Raw genomic sequence first — 15,974 nt, forward strand, 5'->3', positions numbered from 1 at the left:
ACAATTAGACAGCACAAACATTTCCCACAACATCTTTGTTTTGCAAAGTTATACTAGGAATACTATTAATCCAGTTTTGTTAGGATCGAATTTATATTTTGCACGCACAGTATGTATTATCTAATACATTGCCTGGGTGAGCATGTATTTACTGGGGAGTGCACTCGCGACTCAATGGCAAATTTCCACTAAACTTGGCTTAAAAATCTCACTCAGGAAATTTTTCAGTTTCATCGAGAATGCTAATTGTAGGTCAAAACAAAATATCTAACCTCAATTACTATTTGAATCTATTGTGATCTATCTTAGGGATACTAAGAGGACAGGAAGCTTGATTTACTACAATTTCGGAATAAGTATTTGATTTTCTGATTTAATTGTCATGAATTTACAGGTTTAGAGCAGGATTAGCTTTCAAATAATCAATATCTTATTTCATATAAACCGAATAACCGATTATTGTTGATATTTGTTATTTTTTAGGACAGTTACCTATTTATTGTACCGAAGCTACAGCACTACCTATATAGGTTAGGACATTGTTGAAAGCTGAAATCTGTGAGCAGTAAACTTTTTGGTCACCTTATTAAGTATCTATTTTAATTTATAAAATATACTTAACCCTAAAAAGCTTAAAAACCAAGTAGGTAAAATTTTTAATGAAAATATAGCGGTTTTCATTTGAATCAAATACATTTTCTAATTCCCAAATGTAGAGACGTAAAATTTTACGTCTCTACGAGGTGTACTACACTCAACCGAAAACCGCTATAATAAGCAAAACCTACCCACATTAACAATCTTTGGATAGGTTTAAATAAAAATACAACTATTTAATTTTTTCCGAACTAAATATCTAGTTCAACAAGGTTGAGTTGACAGCCGTATGTTTCAATAAATTCCCGTCGAGGCGCGACGCGATCGCCCATCAAAATAGTAAAAATACGATCTGCTTCAGCTGCATCTTCAATTTCAACTTGTTTCAAAGTTCTACTTTCAGGATTCATGGTTGTATCCCAAAGCTGGGCGGGCATCATTTCACCCAAGCCTTTGAAGCGTTGAATATTGTAATTAGCGTTAGCTGGAAACTGACTAATAATTCTTTCTTTTTCACGTTCATCATAGCAATAGTAATGATTGCGTCCTCGTTCTAACTTATATAGAGGGGGACAAGCAATGTAAATATAACCTTGCTCGATCAGGGCTTTTTGATAGCGATAGAAGAAAGTTAATAACAAAGTACGGATATGTGCGCCATCCACGTCAGCATCAGTCATGATAACTATTCGATGATAACGGAGCTGGGAAACATCAAATTCTTCTCCCTTAACACCCAAGCCTAAAGCAGCAATTAACGATTGAATTTCGTTATTTTTATAAATTTTGGAGTCATCTGTTTTCTCGATATTGAGAATTTTACCTCGAAGTGGCAAAATTGCTTGAAAACGTCTGTCTCTACCTTGTTTTGCACTTCCACCCGCAGAATCACCCTCTACTAAAAAGATTTCTGATTCCTTGGGGTCACGAGAAGAACAATCTGCAAGCTTACCGGGTAAAGGTGAAGACTCCAATACAGATTTGCGTCGTACTAATTCCCGTGCATGACGGGCGGCTTCTGCAGCTTTGAACGCCTGAATAGCTTTATCTAGAATTAAATCAACAACACTGGGGTGAAATTCTAAATATTCAGTGAGAACTTCTCCCACCAAAGAATCAACAATTCCCCTAACTTCAGTATTACCAAGTTTAGTTTTGGTTTGTCCTTCAAATTCCGGCTCGGGCACTTTGACAGAAATCACACCGGTTAACCCTTCACGGACATGTTCGCCACTTAGATTAGAGTCACCATCTTTAAGTTTGTTTTTCTTGCGGGCAATTGTATTTAAAGTTCGGGTAAGAACAGCCTTTAAACCTTCAAGGTGAGTACCGCCGTCCACAGTACGAATATTATTCGCAAAGCCCAAAATATTATCACTGTAGGCATCAGTACACCATTGCAATGCAACCTCTACCTGGACATTATTACGTTCTCCCTGAACAAAAATAATCTCCTCATGCAGTGGCTGTTTATCGCGGTTGATGTAGGCGATATATTCGCGAATACCGCCTTTGTATTCGTAGCTTTCAACCTTTGGTGCGTCGGTTTTTAGTAATTCTAAACGATTATCAGTAAAAGTTATTTTGACGCCTGCATTCAGATATGCTAATTCCCTCAGGCGACTGGCTAAAGTAATGTAATCAAATTCTGTGGTATGAGTAAATATCTGTTCGTCAGGCTTAAAATTGACTCTTGTACCATGACGTGATTGTTTGTCCGGTTGAACTTGTAATTCATTTGTTGGTACACCACGTTCATAAAGTTGAGTATGAACTTTTTTGTCCCGCCAAACCGTAACTTTTACCCATTCCGAGAGGGCATTGACCACAGATACGCCAACCCCATGTAATCCTCCCGAAACCTTATATCCACCACCGCCAAACTTACCTCCGGCGTGCAGAACAGTTAATACAGTCTCCAAAGCTGACTTTCCTGTTTGCGGGTGGACATCTGTAGGAATACCTCTACCGTCATCTGTCACAGTAACAGAACCATCGACGTTCAGATCCACCTCCACGTGGGTACAGTAACCTGCCAAAGCCTCATCGATTGAGTTATCGACCACTTCATAAACTAAGTGATGGAGTCCCTTTGGTCCTGTGCTACCGATATACATCCCCGGTCGTTTGCGGACGGGTTCCAGACCTTCCAGAACTTGAATCTGATCGGCACTGTAACTGCTCGTCATGAAAATTCTCCTGATTTGTGGGGTTGAAGTCGCCGCTGGGGCAAACAAGTTAAAAATACTCCCGAATTCTAGCACAAAAGCCTTGATGGCGAATTTAGACCTTTTTGGGAAGAATTTTTTTTAGGGGATGTACCCACCTTAAAAGACCTTATATCAACAGTCATATCTAAAAAATAATAAAAATAATCAACATTTTTTTGATGTGACTGCTGAGTGTTACTAGAATATGTTGAATTGTGAGAATATCAATAACCATATTTGAATTGGAAATAATTCATAATTCTTAACTAATTTTTCATACTTACGTAATTGTTTACTACTTGATTCTTTAACAGATTGCTAATGACTAAATTGATTGTGATTTGTGGTGCAACTGCAACTGGAAAATCTGGGTTAGCATTGGCTTTAGCAATGAGGCTGGGTACGGTCATTTTGAGTGCTGATTCGCGTCAGGTTTATCGAGAATTTGATATTGGGACAGCAAAGCCAACACCTCTACAACAAAAATTAGTGCCCCATTATCTGGTGAATATTTGTGACCCAATAGAAACTATGACGGTTGCAGATTTTCAGTTGTCAGCACAATCTTTAATATTAGGGCAAGAGAATCAACCTACAGTAAAAGAAACAAAAAAATATGCTAGTTCTTCACCATTATTTTTGGTTGGTGGTACTGGATTGTACATCAAATCAATCGTTCGTGGAATGAAGATTCCTAGAGTTGCACCTCATCCGGAATTGCGATCGCAGTTGTACGATATTCCTCAATATCAACTTTATGGAATTTTAGAACAAGTTGACGACTCAGCTGCCAAAAAAATCCACCCAAATGATTCAGTACGTACAATCAGAGCTTTAGAAGTATTTTATGTAACAGGTAAGCCAATATCACAACAGCAGGGAGAAAATCCACCAAGTTACCCGATTTTACAAATTGGTCTGGATTGTGATTTAGATTATCTTACCAGTCGCATTGCTCAGCGTACCGAAAAAATGATTGCAGACGGGTTGGTTCGAGAGGTAGAAAATCTTTGCTACAAATACGGCACCGATTTACCTTTGTTGAACACCTTAGGATACCAGGAAATCAAACAATATTTAGCTGGAGATATCTCTCTCGACTCAGCCCAAGAATTAACTGTTTTGCATACTAGACAATTTGCGAAGCGACAACGGACTTGGTTTCGTAAAGTACCTGACATTAAATGGTTTGACGTTCAAAGTTCAGATTTACAAGAACAAGTTTGGCTCACTGTCCAGGAATTTTTGGAAAATTCAGTTCGAGAATGAGTAAAGTTGCGGGAATATGCAAAATCTTATATTGTTTTTATACAAAATTATTTTTTCAATTAGTAATTATAAACTACCCATTACGAATAGTCATGAAACAAGTAAAATAATGAAAATTATATTATTTATATCTGTAAGTATAAATTTTTTATTTATCTTGATAATCAGTTTGATAATAATTAGAAAAGGTGGAATTGAATTTATTAATTCTCAGTTCCAAAAATATCAAAAAAATCATAATGAAATTGTGTATACACCTTACTATACTCACAAAAAAAGCCAATATGAAAAGTTACCTAAATCTGAATTGGATATTATTTTTCTGGGAGATAGTTTAACCGATGAAGGTGAATGGATAGAATTACTAGATAACGTTAATATTAGAAATCGTGGTATATCGGGAGATACAACTAATAGAATTTTAGACCGTCTCGATACTATTGTTATGGGCAAACCAAATCAGATATTTTTGACCATCGGGATTAATGATTTTATTAATGAGAGTCGTTCTTCAGATTATATATTAGAAAAATATAAGGAAATTTTATCTCACATTCGTACACAAACTCCTAAAACAAAAGTAATCGTTCAAAGTGTTTTGCCTGTAAACAACCAAATATTAGGTTATTGGTACAGTAATCAAAATATAATCGGATTTAATTCTAAATTAGAAAAACTAGCTCAAGAATTCAACTATCAATATATAAATGTTTTTCCTAAATTATCTGACTCGCAAAATCAGTTATATGCAAAATATACTAATGATGGATTGCATTTAAATGGCGATGCTTATTTGGTTTGGAGAGATGCAGTTAAAGAATATTTATCTACAGATCCAAGATAAAGATTTGGAAGGTGAATTATTCAATGAAAATTTATTTTTGACAAAATTGCAACTTGGGACTACAAAGCCAATAATTTAATTTATGAATTAGATTACAAACCATATGGTGGGGATAGGAAAAATAATTGTTTTTTGCCTAAAACACAGAACACACTAGATAAGGGATCAATCCCTCACTACAAACTGCCAGTAATGTCACAATTATAATATCTGTGCTAATCCTTACTCCTCACCGGAAATCATGCTGACCCAGGACAAAAAACAACGTAATTGGAAACCTATTATTAAAGAATTTGAAGCTGTTCTTGGTAAAAAAGGTGTAATCAAACGCCGCGAAGAATTAATTACCTATGAATGTGATGGTTTAAGCAGCTATCGTCAACGTCCAGATGTAGCAGTGTTACCCAGAACTACAGAAGAAGTTGCAGCTGTAGTAAAAATATGTAACAAGTACTCTGTTCCTTTCATTGCTCGGGGTTCCGGTACTGGTTTATCTGGTGGTGCTTTACCCATTGAAAATTGCGTGTTGATTGTGACTTCTTTGATGCGACAAATCTTGAATATCGATTTAGATAATCAAAGGGTTGTGGTACAACCAGGAGTCATTAACAATTGGGTAACCCAAGCAGTAAGTGGTGCTGGTTTTTATTATGCTCCCGATCCTTCCAGTCAAATTATTTGCTCTATTGGGGGTAACGTTGCAGAAAACTCCGGTGGAGTGCATTGTCTGAAATATGGTGTGACTACCAATCACGTTTTGGAATTAAAAGTTGTTACTCCCACAGGAGAAATTGTGAATTTGGGGGGACAAGTCCCTGAAACCCCAGGATATGACCTCACAGGTGTATTTGTCGGTTCGGAAGGTACATTGGGTATTGCGACGGAAATTACATTACGAATTCTCAAAACCCCCGAGTCGATTTGCGTATTGCTAGCTGATTTTACCAGTGTAGAAGCTGCTGGTGCTGCTGTTTCTGATATTATCAGTGCTGGGATTATTCCTGGGGGTATGGAAATGATGGATAACATGAGCATCAATGCAGTAGAAGATGTTACTGCATTAAATGTATATCCCCGGGATGCTGTAGCAATTTTGTTAGTAGAAATTGACGGTTTAGAAGTCGAAGTGAAAGTCAATAAACAGCGTGTTATTGATATTTGTAAGCAGAATGGAGCACGAAATGTCACCAGTGCTAGCGACCCAGAACAACGCCTCAAATTATGGAAGGGGCGCAAAGCTGCTTTTGCTGCTGCAGGTCATTTAAGTCCAGATTATTACGTACAAGATGGTGTAATTCCCCGAACTCAATTACCGTACGTATTAAAAGAAATTGAGTCGCTAAGTGAAAAATCTGGTTACAAAATTGCTAATGTTTTTCATGCGGGAGATGGTAATTTACACCCATTAATTCTTTACGATAATTCCGTGGAAGGTGCGTTGGAAAAAGTTGAAGAAGTAGGGGGAGAAATCCTCAAACTTTGTGTAAAAGTAGGTGGTAGTATTTCTGGTGAACATGGAATTGGGGCTGACAAGCGTTGTTATATGCCCAATATGTTTACTAAAGCCGACTTAGATACAATGCAATTTGTCAGGGAAGTATTTAACCCCAAAGGTTTAGCTAATCCTGAAAAAATATTTCCTACACCTCGTACTTGTGGCGAAGCTGCAAGAACTGTTACCGAAAATAATCAAAAGTTTATCGGAGTAGACAGATATTAAATTAATCCGATCTAATCAAGTACAACTAACACAAAATTATGATAATAAGTGGTAGTAAGATAATATCTTATTACCACATTATTTTTTATATATACAAGTACAAAATTCAAAACATAATTTATCTAGTATATATCAATAAGATCCCCAAACAAAGAGTTACGTCACTAATGAAAAATTTAGTTACAAAAATAGAATATTGCCTCCAACAAATAACTAAAATTTTAAATATTTACTTTGAATGTAGGTATATTCGGACATAAATTAATGTTCTGATACCAGCTAATATTTGTCTAAAACAATACCAATATTAATGTTTTATATTGAATTTATTGTTGTTCAAATTTCAATAATAAATTATAAAAAATAAATTAAAAATGAATTATTCTGTCCGTCGTTTGTTTAATTTTCTCATTTGTTTGGGATTAGTATTTAGTTTGATAATATTTTCTTTATTATCTCTACCTTTAGCTTCTCAAGATGTTATCCCTCCGAAAAAAAATGAAATCAGGGGAGTATGGTTAACCAACGTTGCTAGTGGAGTTTTGTATGTTCCATGGGGTATAAATCGCGCATTAAACCAACTAGAAACAGTTAAATTTAATACTGTCTATCCTGTAGTTTGGAATCGTGGGTACACTTTTTATAATAGTAAACTTGCCAAACAAGTAACGGGAAGAACGGCAGAACCTTTACTAAGGTTATTACATTTTGGTCAAGATGTTTTACAGCAAATAATTACATTAGGTAATCAAAAAAAATTACGCGTAATTCCATGGTTTGAATATGGTTTTATGACACCTTCCAATTCTTCCTTAGCTAGATTTTATCCCCACTGGCTAACCATAGAAAATTCTGGTGAAAAAACAATACTTCACGGTCCACAAGAGCTTATTAAAATTTCATCTGGAGATTTTAGAATCAGGCAATTTGTACGTAGGTTTTTTCGTCAAGAAGCATGGTTAAATCCACTACATCCCGAGGTGCAATCCTTTATTAAAGGACTAATTTTGGAGGTTGTGCAAAACTATGACGTAGATGGCATTCAATTAGACGATCATTTTGGAATGCCTGTTACATTTGGTTATGATGAATTCACTATTAAACTGTATCAAAAAGAGCATCAAGGTAAAAGTCCTCCAAATAATCCTTCAAATCCAGAATGGATGCGTTGGCGTGCGGATAAAATAACTGCTTTTATGGCAGAAATAGCTAAAGATGTTAGATCTATCAAACCGAATATAGTTATTTCTTTATCTCCTAATTCAAAGTATTTTGCTTATAAAAACTATCTACAAGATTGGGAAACCTGGGTAAATAAAGGTTTAATAGACGAGTTAGTAATACAGGTATATCGCCATAATAAAACGGATTTTATGACTGAACTTAAGCAACCAGCTTTAAAATCAGCAATTCAAAAAATTCCTGTTGGAGTGGGGATATTTACCGGGAACCCTCAAACTCCTATTGAAATCAAACAAATTCGAGAGCAGGTAGAGATTGTTCGTCAAACTAAATTTAACGGAGTGTCATTTTTTTATTGGGAAACTTTATGGGGTTATATGACACCTGAACCCCCTAAGCAGCGACGAAAGAATTTTTTGGAGCTTTTTTCTCAATAAAAGTGATTTGGGGATTGCTAATCTCGTAGTTTTTAGTTCGTAATTCGTAATTTTTAATTGATTAATGATAAATTACAAGAAAATAACAAAATGCAATTAATTTTATTTATACTTTTATGGACTGCACTGACAGGAGGTAGTTTTTGTTTAAGTTTGATGCTGGTTGAAATTGGTTATCGACAAGATATAGAAATCTTAGGAGCAGTTCTCGGAGGCTTGATTATTGCTTTAGCACAAGCACTGATATTTCGTAGAAGTATATTATTTGCTAGTTTATGGATTTTATCTTCATTTGTTGCCTGGGGAATAATTTCTGTAACAGGTATTGGTGCTTTAGGATGGTTCGTTATTAACACTTCAAATATACACTCAAGAATAATTTATGGCTTAATCCTCGGTGCTTTAGGAGGCTTAGGTGTTGGAACTGTACAATGGTTATTAATTCGCCAATACTTACCTTCTGCTTGGCGATGGGTACTGGTTTCCTGTATATGTTGGGCTATAGGATTCGCTACGGGTTCTAGCTTAGGCTTAATCTTGTATCGTTTTACTCAGCTATTTATAAGTGAAGTAATTGGTTTAGCACTGACTTGGATGATAGTCGGTGCTTTAAGTGCAATTGAAATCTACAGATGGGTAAACTCGAAAAGTATTTTTAATTCAAATTAAGCTTTTCTATATTCAGAGCGAGCTAATTTTGAAGGCGATTAGTATTAAACTCAAAACAAGTTACAAAGTTAATTTATATTTACAACTAATCCTTCATAAGCAATTAATGCTTTGGGGAAAATAGAATTAACTGCTGTTTGAATGTTATCCAAACATTCATCATTATCATCTGGATGATGCTGAGAAATTATTAAACTTTTTACCCCTTTATTCAAAGCTAAATCTGTAGCTGTTTGCCAATGTATATCTACTTCTTGATCTGTACGTATTGTTTGTGGGTTGTAAGTAGCATTGGCAATTAACAAATCAACATTTTGAGTTAATTGGGCAATATGTTCGCACTCAGATTCATCAGCATTTTTATATAAGTCTGTAATATAAGCAACATTATAATTTTGCCAGCTTATTCGATATCCAAGTGATTTTTGAGTTTTGTTAATTAATGCTGCAGTGACGGTAATATCATTAAGAGTAATGGTTTTACCTGAAGTTAAGTTATAAAACTGTAACTTGGATTGCATTACTTGTAATGGATATGGAAACAAAGGTTGCAACATTTGGTCGCATAAACATTGTTTGATTGAAGCACCATTGGTTGCAGCTGTACCGTAAATGTGAAAACAATTATCCTTTACAAATGCAGGGGCAAAAAAAGGAAAACCTTGAACTCTATTAGTTTGCGAATTAGTAAAAAACAAATGTGCCTCAATTGACTTTTTTTCTTGAAGCCAACTTTTTCCTAAAACACGCAATCCGGTACCAGCATCCAAAACTAGACGCTGGCCATCAATATTAATTTCTATACAAGCAGTATTACCACCGTAGCGACGATTTTCGCTGTTGGGAGTAGGAATTAAACCCCTTACTCCCCAAAATTGGATGAAAAATTTTCCATCTTGGTTTTGACTTCCGGTAGTTTGCTCATCTGTTACGTAGTTCTGAGGATGTGACAGTTCTTGATTTGACATTTCCCTGAAAACTAGACATTATCGAGCAAGTCATCATAACGCCTCACTTCCAACAGTTCATTGTTTCGATTGACAATTACTACCTTTGGAGAGTGGGTTTTGAGTTCTTCAAAAGTGAACTGCCCGTAAGACATTATAATCAAGCGATCGCCGATAACGCCCTTACGTGCTGCAGCACCATTTAACTCAATAGCCCCGGAGTTAGGTGGAGCAGGAATTGCATAGGTCACGAGTCGAACACCATTAGTAATATTTACAACTTGTACCTGCTCAAACGGGAGAATATCTGCTTTTTCCAACAGCATTTGGTCTATGCTGACACTTCCTACATAGTCTGGATTTGCGCCCGTTAGGGTACAATCATGAATTTTTGCTAAAAGGAGCGTTCGTTGCATCTCTTTTAGATATTTCCGTAATTATAAATTTATTATTTGGTCAGTTAGTCAGGGAAAGTAATTTCTTTCCCTATTTACTGACTTTAGCTGCTCGAGAAACTTTTTAAGTAATTTCCTCTGCGATATCTCTAACCGTTTTTACCAGCTGCTATGCATTGCTCTACTAAAGGCATAACTTTATCTACATCTTGCCAGCCCTTAATCTCTGTAACTTTCTTTTCCAAATTTTTATAGGAACGGAAAAATTCAGCGATTTCGTCCAATCGATGGGATGGCAAATCTTTGAGAGATTTTATGCCAACATAACGAGGATCTTTGTCAGGAACACAAAGAATTTTCTCGTCGCGATCGCCACCATCAATCATTTCAAGCATTCCAATTGGTCGTGCAGCAATCACACATCCAGGAAAAGTTGGCTCATCCATTATTACCATCCCATCAAGGGGATCGCCATCATCAGCCAAAGTATTTGGTACAAATCCATAATCGTATGGGTATTGCACTGAAGAATAAAGTACTCGGTCGAGGGCAAAAGCCTGGATGTCTTTATCGAATTCGTACTTATTTTTACTACCGCCAGTAATTTCAATGAGAACGTTAATTACACCGGGCTTCGGCTGAGCCGGAATAAGAGATAAGTCCACAATAGTGCTCCTGAGCTATTAAATTCTTAATGAGTGGGCACACCCAAAGGCTCCCCTGTAGAATTCTAGGCTAATATGTCCTCGTGCCAAAGCCAAGTAGAAAATTAGGATGAAGAAAATTGAAGACTGTAGTCCAGGGATGAAATGCTAATTTCATTTAAAATGGCAAAAAATATTTGCACATTTATTATTTGCATATTTATGACTCAGCTATATTTATCTTTGACTATTTCCTATTTTTATTTACCTCAAAAATCTTACGTGAAGTGTATTAGTGGCTATGAATAGACAACCCACGTTGCAAACACAAAGGTTACTTCTTAGACCTTTTATACTCAGTGATGCACCACAAGTGCAAAAATTAGCGGGTACATGGGAAATTGCTGATATGACCTTATCACTCCCCTATCCCTATGAGGATGGAATGGCAGAGAAATGGATTAAAACTCATTCACCAGGTTTCAGGGAAGGAAGTCAAGTTATATTTGCGGTAGTAATACACGAAATTAACACCTTATGTGGTGCTATTGGCTTGGGAATCAATCGAGAGCATTCCCGTGCAGAAATCGGTTACTGGATCGGTAAACCTTACTGGGGAAAGGGTTACTGCACAGAAGCTGCCAAAGAAGTTTTAAGATATGCTTTTGAAGATCTAGGATTAAATCGCATTCATTCGAGTCATTTATCACGCAATCCTGCATCAGGAAGAGTAATGCAAAAAATAGGGATGATTTACGAAGGATGTCATCGTCAACATGTATTGAAATGGAATAAATTTGAAGATTTAGAGAAATACGGAATTCTTAAAACTGATTGGTATAGACAATCTAAGTCATAGTTTCATAACTCAAGCATGAAGAATACTTTTATGACGATAAAGTAATACTACTACTAAATACTTCAAATAAGTCATATTAAGTATAAAAAATACTCTTTAAATGAAGATGATATAAGCTTCAGTTTCTATCATTCAGGTAAATTTTTGTAATCCTTTTTCTGTACAAATACCTTTTAAAGGTCGATCCCAATCCTCAACTGGTATTTGTGGTAAATAAGCGAAATCAAAAACTATACCAATTGTTGGAATCATTTCCCACTCAGGAGAACTCAATAAGCGGTCATAATAACCGCCACCATAACCCAAGCGATATCCTCTACGATCGCAAGCTACACAAGGAACTAAAATCAAATCGACTTCTTGGGAATTTATTTTTGGTAATTCAGGGTGAGGCTCTACAATACCGTAAGTACCATTAATTACAGGATCGTTGTATTTCCAATGATACCAATGAAGAGATTTTCCAATGCAGCGAGGAAAACCCCAGACCTTATCTGACTTAGCATCCAGCCTATTAAGGAATAAAGGACTTAGATCGGGTTCTTGACGAAAGCTGAAATAGGCAAGAATAGTCTGAGCTTTAATCAGATAAGCAGAATTTTGTAAATGAGAACAAATAACATTACTTTTTTTTCGCCATTCTTGTGCAGTCAAAAATTTACGAGTGGCAATCACAGATTGACGTAATTTTATTTTTTCATGGTTATTTTTTTGATAATTATTTTGAGCCACAATCTTATTAAAGATATTAAAAAGTTTATAAATCAACCCATTAGCGTAATACAATTGTAGACTGAATAAATACGAGCAGTTACTATACCTAAATTAAATTTAATTTGGGCTTTGAATCAAAAATCTGACATTTTTCTGAAGTTGGAATTTTGAGGAAAATTTAAGATAGGTGCCTTTTAGAATAGTATATATTAATTCACATAAGTCATAAAAATAACTTTATATTCTTGCAAATACAAAATCTATGACAGAAAGTAGTATTCAATATACAGAAAAACGCAACTTTTCTATTGACAGTATATTGAATCTTTATAAAGCAAATGAGTGGTCAGCAGCAGAAAAACCCCAGAAGTTATATGATGGCTTAATGAATTCTCATTATCTAGTTTCTGCATGGGATGGCGATAGACTTGTCGGTTTAGGTAATGCTATTTCTGATAGTTATCTAGTAGTCTACTACCCTCATTTATTGGTTTTGCCAACATATCAAAAACAAGGAATTGGGTATAATTTATTGCATATGCTCACTAGTAAATATAAAAATTTTCATCAACGCATTTTAGTAGCAGATAATGATGCAGTAGGTTTTTATAAAAAATGTGGTTTTGAAAGAGCAGGAAAGACTCAACCAATGTGGATTTATCAAGGAAAGTGAATCCATGTGAAAGAGAGGAGACAGGAGCGAAGAAATAAACAATTCCTAATTTTTAATTCCCAATTTCTTCGCCCAATCTCCAATCCCCACTTATTCAAATCAAATCAAACTACAAGTTCAAATTAAGCCACGAACTGCGGAGCATTTTGACGATACCATTCAACAGTATTTTTGAGACCTTGCTTAAAATCTACTAGAGCAGTAAAACCAAAGGCTTGCTTAGCTTTTTGAGTATCTAAACAGCGACGGGGTTGTCCATTGGGTTTGTCAGTTTCCCAAACAATTTCGCCCTCAAACTCCATCAACTCACAAATTAAATCAATTAAATCGCGGATAGAGATTTCATAACCAGTTCCCAAATTTACAGGGTCAGATTCATTGTAATATTGAGTTCCCATAACAATACCCCGTGCAGCATCTTCAGAATAAAGAAACTCTCGGGTTGGACTACCATCTCCCCAAACAGGAATGCGAGTGACCCCATTCATTTGAGCTTCATGGACTTTACGTATTAAAGCTGGAATAACGTGAGAACTTCTAGGATCGAAATTATCTTCCGGACCATATAAATTTACTGGTAAGAGATAGATACCATTAAAATCATATTGTTGACGATAAGCTTCTAATTGTACTAACAAAGCTTTCTTTGCAATACCGTAAGGAGCGTTTGTTTCTTCAGGATAACCATCCCATAAATTATCTTCTTTAAATGGTACCGGAGTAAATTTGGGGTAGGCACAAATAGTACCAACACAAACAAATTTTTCCACCCCTGCTTCATAAGCTGCATGAATTAGCTGGGTTCCCATCATTAAGTTATCGTAGAACAACTCAGCAGGTTTTTCTCGGTTTAAACCGATACCACCGACGTGAGCCGCAAGATGGATAATGATATCTTGTCGATTCACTGCTCGTTTACAGTTTTCCATTACGCGCAAATCACATTCGCGCGATCGAGGTACAGTAATTTTCTTGCGATTGGCTCCAGCCTTACATAGCTGTTCGATAACCTGATTTCCTAAAAAACCTGCTCCACCAGTGACGAGAATGCGTTTTTTTTCTAGCTCTAAGCATTTCATATTTTTATCTTCGTCAATATAAAAGTTCCATAACTCCAAGCAGAAAGCGCAAAGCTATGAAGCTAAAACTCTAGCCCATAGCTGAAAGTTTAATAAGAATTACATATGCAGTGCACCGAGTTCTTGGCGAATCATGGCATTATCTTTAACAGATTCAGTTACTTGAGCATTGGGAGAAGTTAAACCTAATGCTTTGAGATCTGCTTCTACCATTAAGGAAACTAATTGCTCAAATGTAACCGAAGGCTTCCAACCCAATTGTTCTTGTGCTTTAGTGGAATCACCAATTAGTAAATCTACCTCAGCTGGTCTGAGATAGCGTTTATCAAACTTCACATAATCTTGCCAGTTAAGATTTACATAGTTAAATGCTATCTGTAAGAATTCTTTAACAGAATGAGTTTCACCTGTGGCTATTACGTAATCATCGGGCTTTTCCTGCTGCAACATCATCCACATCGCCCGTACATAATCCTTAGCGTAACCCCAATCCCTTTTCGCATCTAGGTTACCCATATAAAGGTCTTTTTGTTTCCCAGCAACAATACGTGCTACCGCCCTAGTTATTTTACGAGTAACAAAAGTTTCTCCTCTTCTCGGAGACTCATGATTAAACAAAATACCATTGCACGCAAACATATCATAGGACTCACGGTGGTTTACGGTTTGCCAGTGAGCATAAACCTTAGCACAAGCGTAAGGACTACGGGGATAAAAAGGAGTAGTTTCTTTTTGAGGGACAGCTTGTACTAAACCAAACATTTCTGAAGAACCGGCTTGGTAAAAACGAACTTGCTTTCCAGTACGACCTTGATAATCCCGAATTGCTTCCAGCAATCGCAACGTCCCCATTCCCACAGCATCAGCCGTATATTCAGGTGAATCAAAGCTTACTCGCACGTGAGATTGAGCGCCCAAATTATAAATTTCTACAGGTTGAACTTCCTCAAGTATCCGACGCAAAGTTGTACCGTCAGTCAAGTCGCCATAATGAAGAAACAAACGTACACCTTGTTTGTGAGGATCTTCATAAATGTGATCTATGCGGTCTGTATTAAAAGTTGAAGTGCGACGGATAATTCCGTGAACTTCATATCCTTGTTCCAGCAAAAACTCACTCAGATATGAACCATCTTGTCCTGTTATACCGGTAATCAATGCTCGCTTGTTTTGCATAATACTTGACGCTTCCTTATTTTCCCTAATGGTAAACTACTCTAACTAGGTATAAGTTAACAGGCTACAATTTTATCTCCCACGCAATACTTACCAATTTTACATACCTTATTTGATATAACTCGCCTTATTGTATGAGTAAATGTACTTAAGCAAGTTTAAGTTTAACAACTCATATATTTTGCATGCTTGCAAAATAAAATGCTTATTTGATTTATACAAACAGTTGGATTTTCATAAAAACTTTATTAGTATATTCCTTTATATCAGAAACTTGCCAATTCACAATTACACTTAGATGAAATTCAAAATTAAATTCAAACATCTAAAATGATTGCTTGGGAAACTACATCTTGGCCTATCTAGGCCCACTAGCAATCTACAATTTACAATACTTTTGATTCGCTAATTATATGTATTAAGTGACAAAGTAACCAACGATTTTCAATGGTTTGAGGTTGCTTTCTATCATCGCAATGACCGTATTTACGTTGTCCGTGCATAAGTTCTGCTTTATTAAACAGGACTTACGCAATTGTCACAATATACCAGTGGTGCG

At 36.0% G+C, this 15,974-nt stretch carries 14 protein-coding genes; 7 read left to right on the forward strand and 7 right to left on the reverse strand.

Features of this window, described 5'->3' with window-relative positions; all coding sequences use genetic code 11:
• Positions 1 to 848 precede the first annotated feature (848 nt).
• Positions 849 to 2,786: a DNA topoisomerase (ATP-hydrolyzing) subunit B gene (gyrB, locus tag QNJ50_RS11915; RefSeq protein WP_300635521.1), complete on the reverse strand. Its 1,938-nt coding sequence runs from the start codon at positions 2,784 to 2,786 to the stop codon at positions 849 to 851.
• 342 nt (positions 2,787 to 3,128) lie between these two features.
• Between gyrB and miaA the strand changes: the two genes are divergently transcribed.
• The 5 genes from miaA (at position 3,129) to QNJ50_RS11940 (ending at position 8,928) form a co-directional block, all read left to right on the forward strand.
• Positions 3,129 to 4,076, forward strand: coding sequence for a tRNA (adenosine(37)-N6)-dimethylallyltransferase MiaA (gene miaA, locus QNJ50_RS11920; protein WP_300635523.1), 948 nt, complete (start codon positions 3,129 to 3,131; stop codon positions 4,074 to 4,076).
• 109 nt (positions 4,077 to 4,185) lie between these two features.
• Complete coding sequence (locus QNJ50_RS11925) at positions 4,186 to 4,920, forward strand: GDSL-type esterase/lipase family protein (RefSeq protein ID WP_300635525.1); 735 nt, start codon at positions 4,186 to 4,188, stop codon at positions 4,918 to 4,920.
• A gap of 241 nt (positions 4,921 to 5,161) precedes the next feature.
• Positions 5,162 to 6,640: a glycolate oxidase subunit GlcD gene (gene glcD, locus QNJ50_RS11930; RefSeq protein WP_300635527.1), complete on the forward strand. Its 1,479-nt coding sequence runs from the start codon at positions 5,162 to 5,164 to the stop codon at positions 6,638 to 6,640.
• Positions 6,641 to 7,014: 374 nt separating this feature from the next.
• The gene (locus QNJ50_RS11935; protein WP_300635529.1) at positions 7,015 to 8,259 is read left to right on the forward strand and encodes a family 10 glycosylhydrolase; all 1,245 of its coding nucleotides are present in this window, start codon (positions 7,015 to 7,017) and stop codon (positions 8,257 to 8,259) included.
• Positions 8,260 to 8,349: 90 nt separating this feature from the next.
• Positions 8,350 to 8,928 carry a hypothetical protein gene (locus tag QNJ50_RS11940; protein ID WP_300635531.1) on the forward strand — a complete coding sequence of 193 codons (579 nt, stop codon included), beginning with the start codon at positions 8,350 to 8,352 and terminating at the stop codon, positions 8,926 to 8,928.
• A 68-nt stretch (positions 8,929 to 8,996) separates the two neighbouring features.
• On the opposite strand, the gene QNJ50_RS11945 is transcribed toward QNJ50_RS11940, so the two are convergent.
• The 3 genes from QNJ50_RS11945 to QNJ50_RS11955 all read right to left on the reverse strand — a co-directional run bounded on the left by QNJ50_RS11945 (position 8,997) and on the right by QNJ50_RS11955 (position 10,935).
• Positions 8,997 to 9,896 (reverse strand): MBL fold metallo-hydrolase, encoded by a 900-nt coding sequence (locus QNJ50_RS11945; protein WP_300635533.1) that lies wholly within the window; start codon positions 9,894 to 9,896, stop codon positions 8,997 to 8,999.
• A gap of 11 nt (positions 9,897 to 9,907) precedes the next feature.
• Positions 9,908 to 10,291, reverse strand: a complete 384-nt coding sequence (panD, locus tag QNJ50_RS11950; protein WP_300635535.1) for an aspartate 1-decarboxylase — start codon at positions 10,289 to 10,291, stop codon at positions 9,908 to 9,910.
• 128 nt (positions 10,292 to 10,419) lie between these two features.
• A complete protein-coding gene (locus QNJ50_RS11955; protein ID WP_300635537.1) occupies positions 10,420 to 10,935 on the reverse strand; it encodes an inorganic diphosphatase in 516 nt (171 codons plus the stop codon).
• Between the two features lie 280 nt (positions 10,936 to 11,215).
• Here QNJ50_RS11955 and QNJ50_RS11960 point away from each other — a divergent pair, with 280 nt between their 5' ends.
• Positions 11,216 to 11,773: a GNAT family N-acetyltransferase gene (locus QNJ50_RS11960; protein ID WP_300635539.1), complete on the forward strand. Its 558-nt coding sequence runs from the start codon at positions 11,216 to 11,218 to the stop codon at positions 11,771 to 11,773.
• A 132-nt stretch (positions 11,774 to 11,905) separates the two neighbouring features.
• Here the strand turns inward: QNJ50_RS11960 and QNJ50_RS11965 are convergent, their stop codons facing one another.
• A complete protein-coding gene (locus QNJ50_RS11965) occupies positions 11,906 to 12,505 on the reverse strand; it encodes a 5-formyltetrahydrofolate cyclo-ligase (protein WP_300635540.1) in 600 nt (199 codons plus the stop codon).
• Between the two features lie 244 nt (positions 12,506 to 12,749).
• Here QNJ50_RS11965 and QNJ50_RS11970 point away from each other — a divergent pair, with 244 nt between their 5' ends.
• Positions 12,750 to 13,160, forward strand: coding sequence for a GNAT family N-acetyltransferase (locus tag QNJ50_RS11970; RefSeq protein ID WP_300635541.1), 411 nt, complete (start codon positions 12,750 to 12,752; stop codon positions 13,158 to 13,160).
• Positions 13,161 to 13,282: 122 nt separating this feature from the next.
• Here QNJ50_RS11970 and QNJ50_RS11975 read toward each other — a convergent pair whose 3' ends face one another.
• Positions 13,283 to 14,239, reverse strand: coding sequence for a GDP-L-fucose synthase (locus QNJ50_RS11975; RefSeq protein WP_300635543.1), 957 nt, complete (start codon positions 14,237 to 14,239; stop codon positions 13,283 to 13,285).
• A gap of 99 nt (positions 14,240 to 14,338) precedes the next feature.
• The gene (gmd, locus tag QNJ50_RS11980; protein WP_300635551.1) at positions 14,339 to 15,418 is read right to left on the reverse strand and encodes a GDP-mannose 4,6-dehydratase; all 1,080 of its coding nucleotides are present in this window, start codon (positions 15,416 to 15,418) and stop codon (positions 14,339 to 14,341) included.
• Between the last annotated feature and the right edge of the window lie 556 nt (positions 15,419 to 15,974).

The organism is Mastigocoleus sp. MO_188.B34 (assembly GCF_030065675.1).
Lineage (GTDB): Bacteria > Cyanobacteriota > Cyanobacteriia > Cyanobacteriales > Nostocaceae > Mastigocoleus.

What these genes read in the sequence shown, in the direction of transcription:
- QNJ50_RS11935 (WP_300635529.1), top strand. Translation starts at nt 7,015, where the DNA reads ATGAATTATTCTGTCCGTCGTTTGTTTAATTTTCTCATTTGTTTGGGA.
- miaA (WP_300635523.1), top strand. Translation starts at nt 3,129, where the DNA reads ATGACTAAATTGATTGTGATTTGTGGTGCAACTGCAACTGGAAAATCT.
- QNJ50_RS11940 (WP_300635531.1), top strand. Translation starts at nt 8,350, where the DNA reads ATGCAATTAATTTTATTTATACTTTTATGGACTGCACTGACAGGAGGT.
- QNJ50_RS11925 (WP_300635525.1), top strand. Translation starts at nt 4,186, where the DNA reads ATGAAAATTATATTATTTATATCTGTAAGTATAAATTTTTTATTTATC.
- QNJ50_RS11945 (WP_300635533.1), bottom strand. Translation starts at nt 9,896, where the DNA reads ATGTCAAATCAAGAACTGTCACATCCTCAGAACTACGTAACAGATGAG.
- QNJ50_RS11970 (WP_300635541.1), top strand. Translation starts at nt 12,750, where the DNA reads ATGACAGAAAGTAGTATTCAATATACAGAAAAACGCAACTTTTCTATT.
- QNJ50_RS11975 (WP_300635543.1), bottom strand. Translation starts at nt 14,239, where the DNA reads ATGAAATGCTTAGAGCTAGAAAAAAAACGCATTCTCGTCACTGGTGGA.
- gyrB (WP_300635521.1), bottom strand. Translation starts at nt 2,786, where the DNA reads ATGACGAGCAGTTACAGTGCCGATCAGATTCAAGTTCTGGAAGGTCTG.
- glcD (WP_300635527.1), top strand. Translation starts at nt 5,162, where the DNA reads ATGCTGACCCAGGACAAAAAACAACGTAATTGGAAACCTATTATTAAA.
- panD (WP_300635535.1), bottom strand. Translation starts at nt 10,291, where the DNA reads ATGCAACGAACGCTCCTTTTAGCAAAAATTCATGATTGTACCCTAACG.
- QNJ50_RS11960 (WP_300635539.1), top strand. Translation starts at nt 11,216, where the DNA reads ATGAATAGACAACCCACGTTGCAAACACAAAGGTTACTTCTTAGACCT.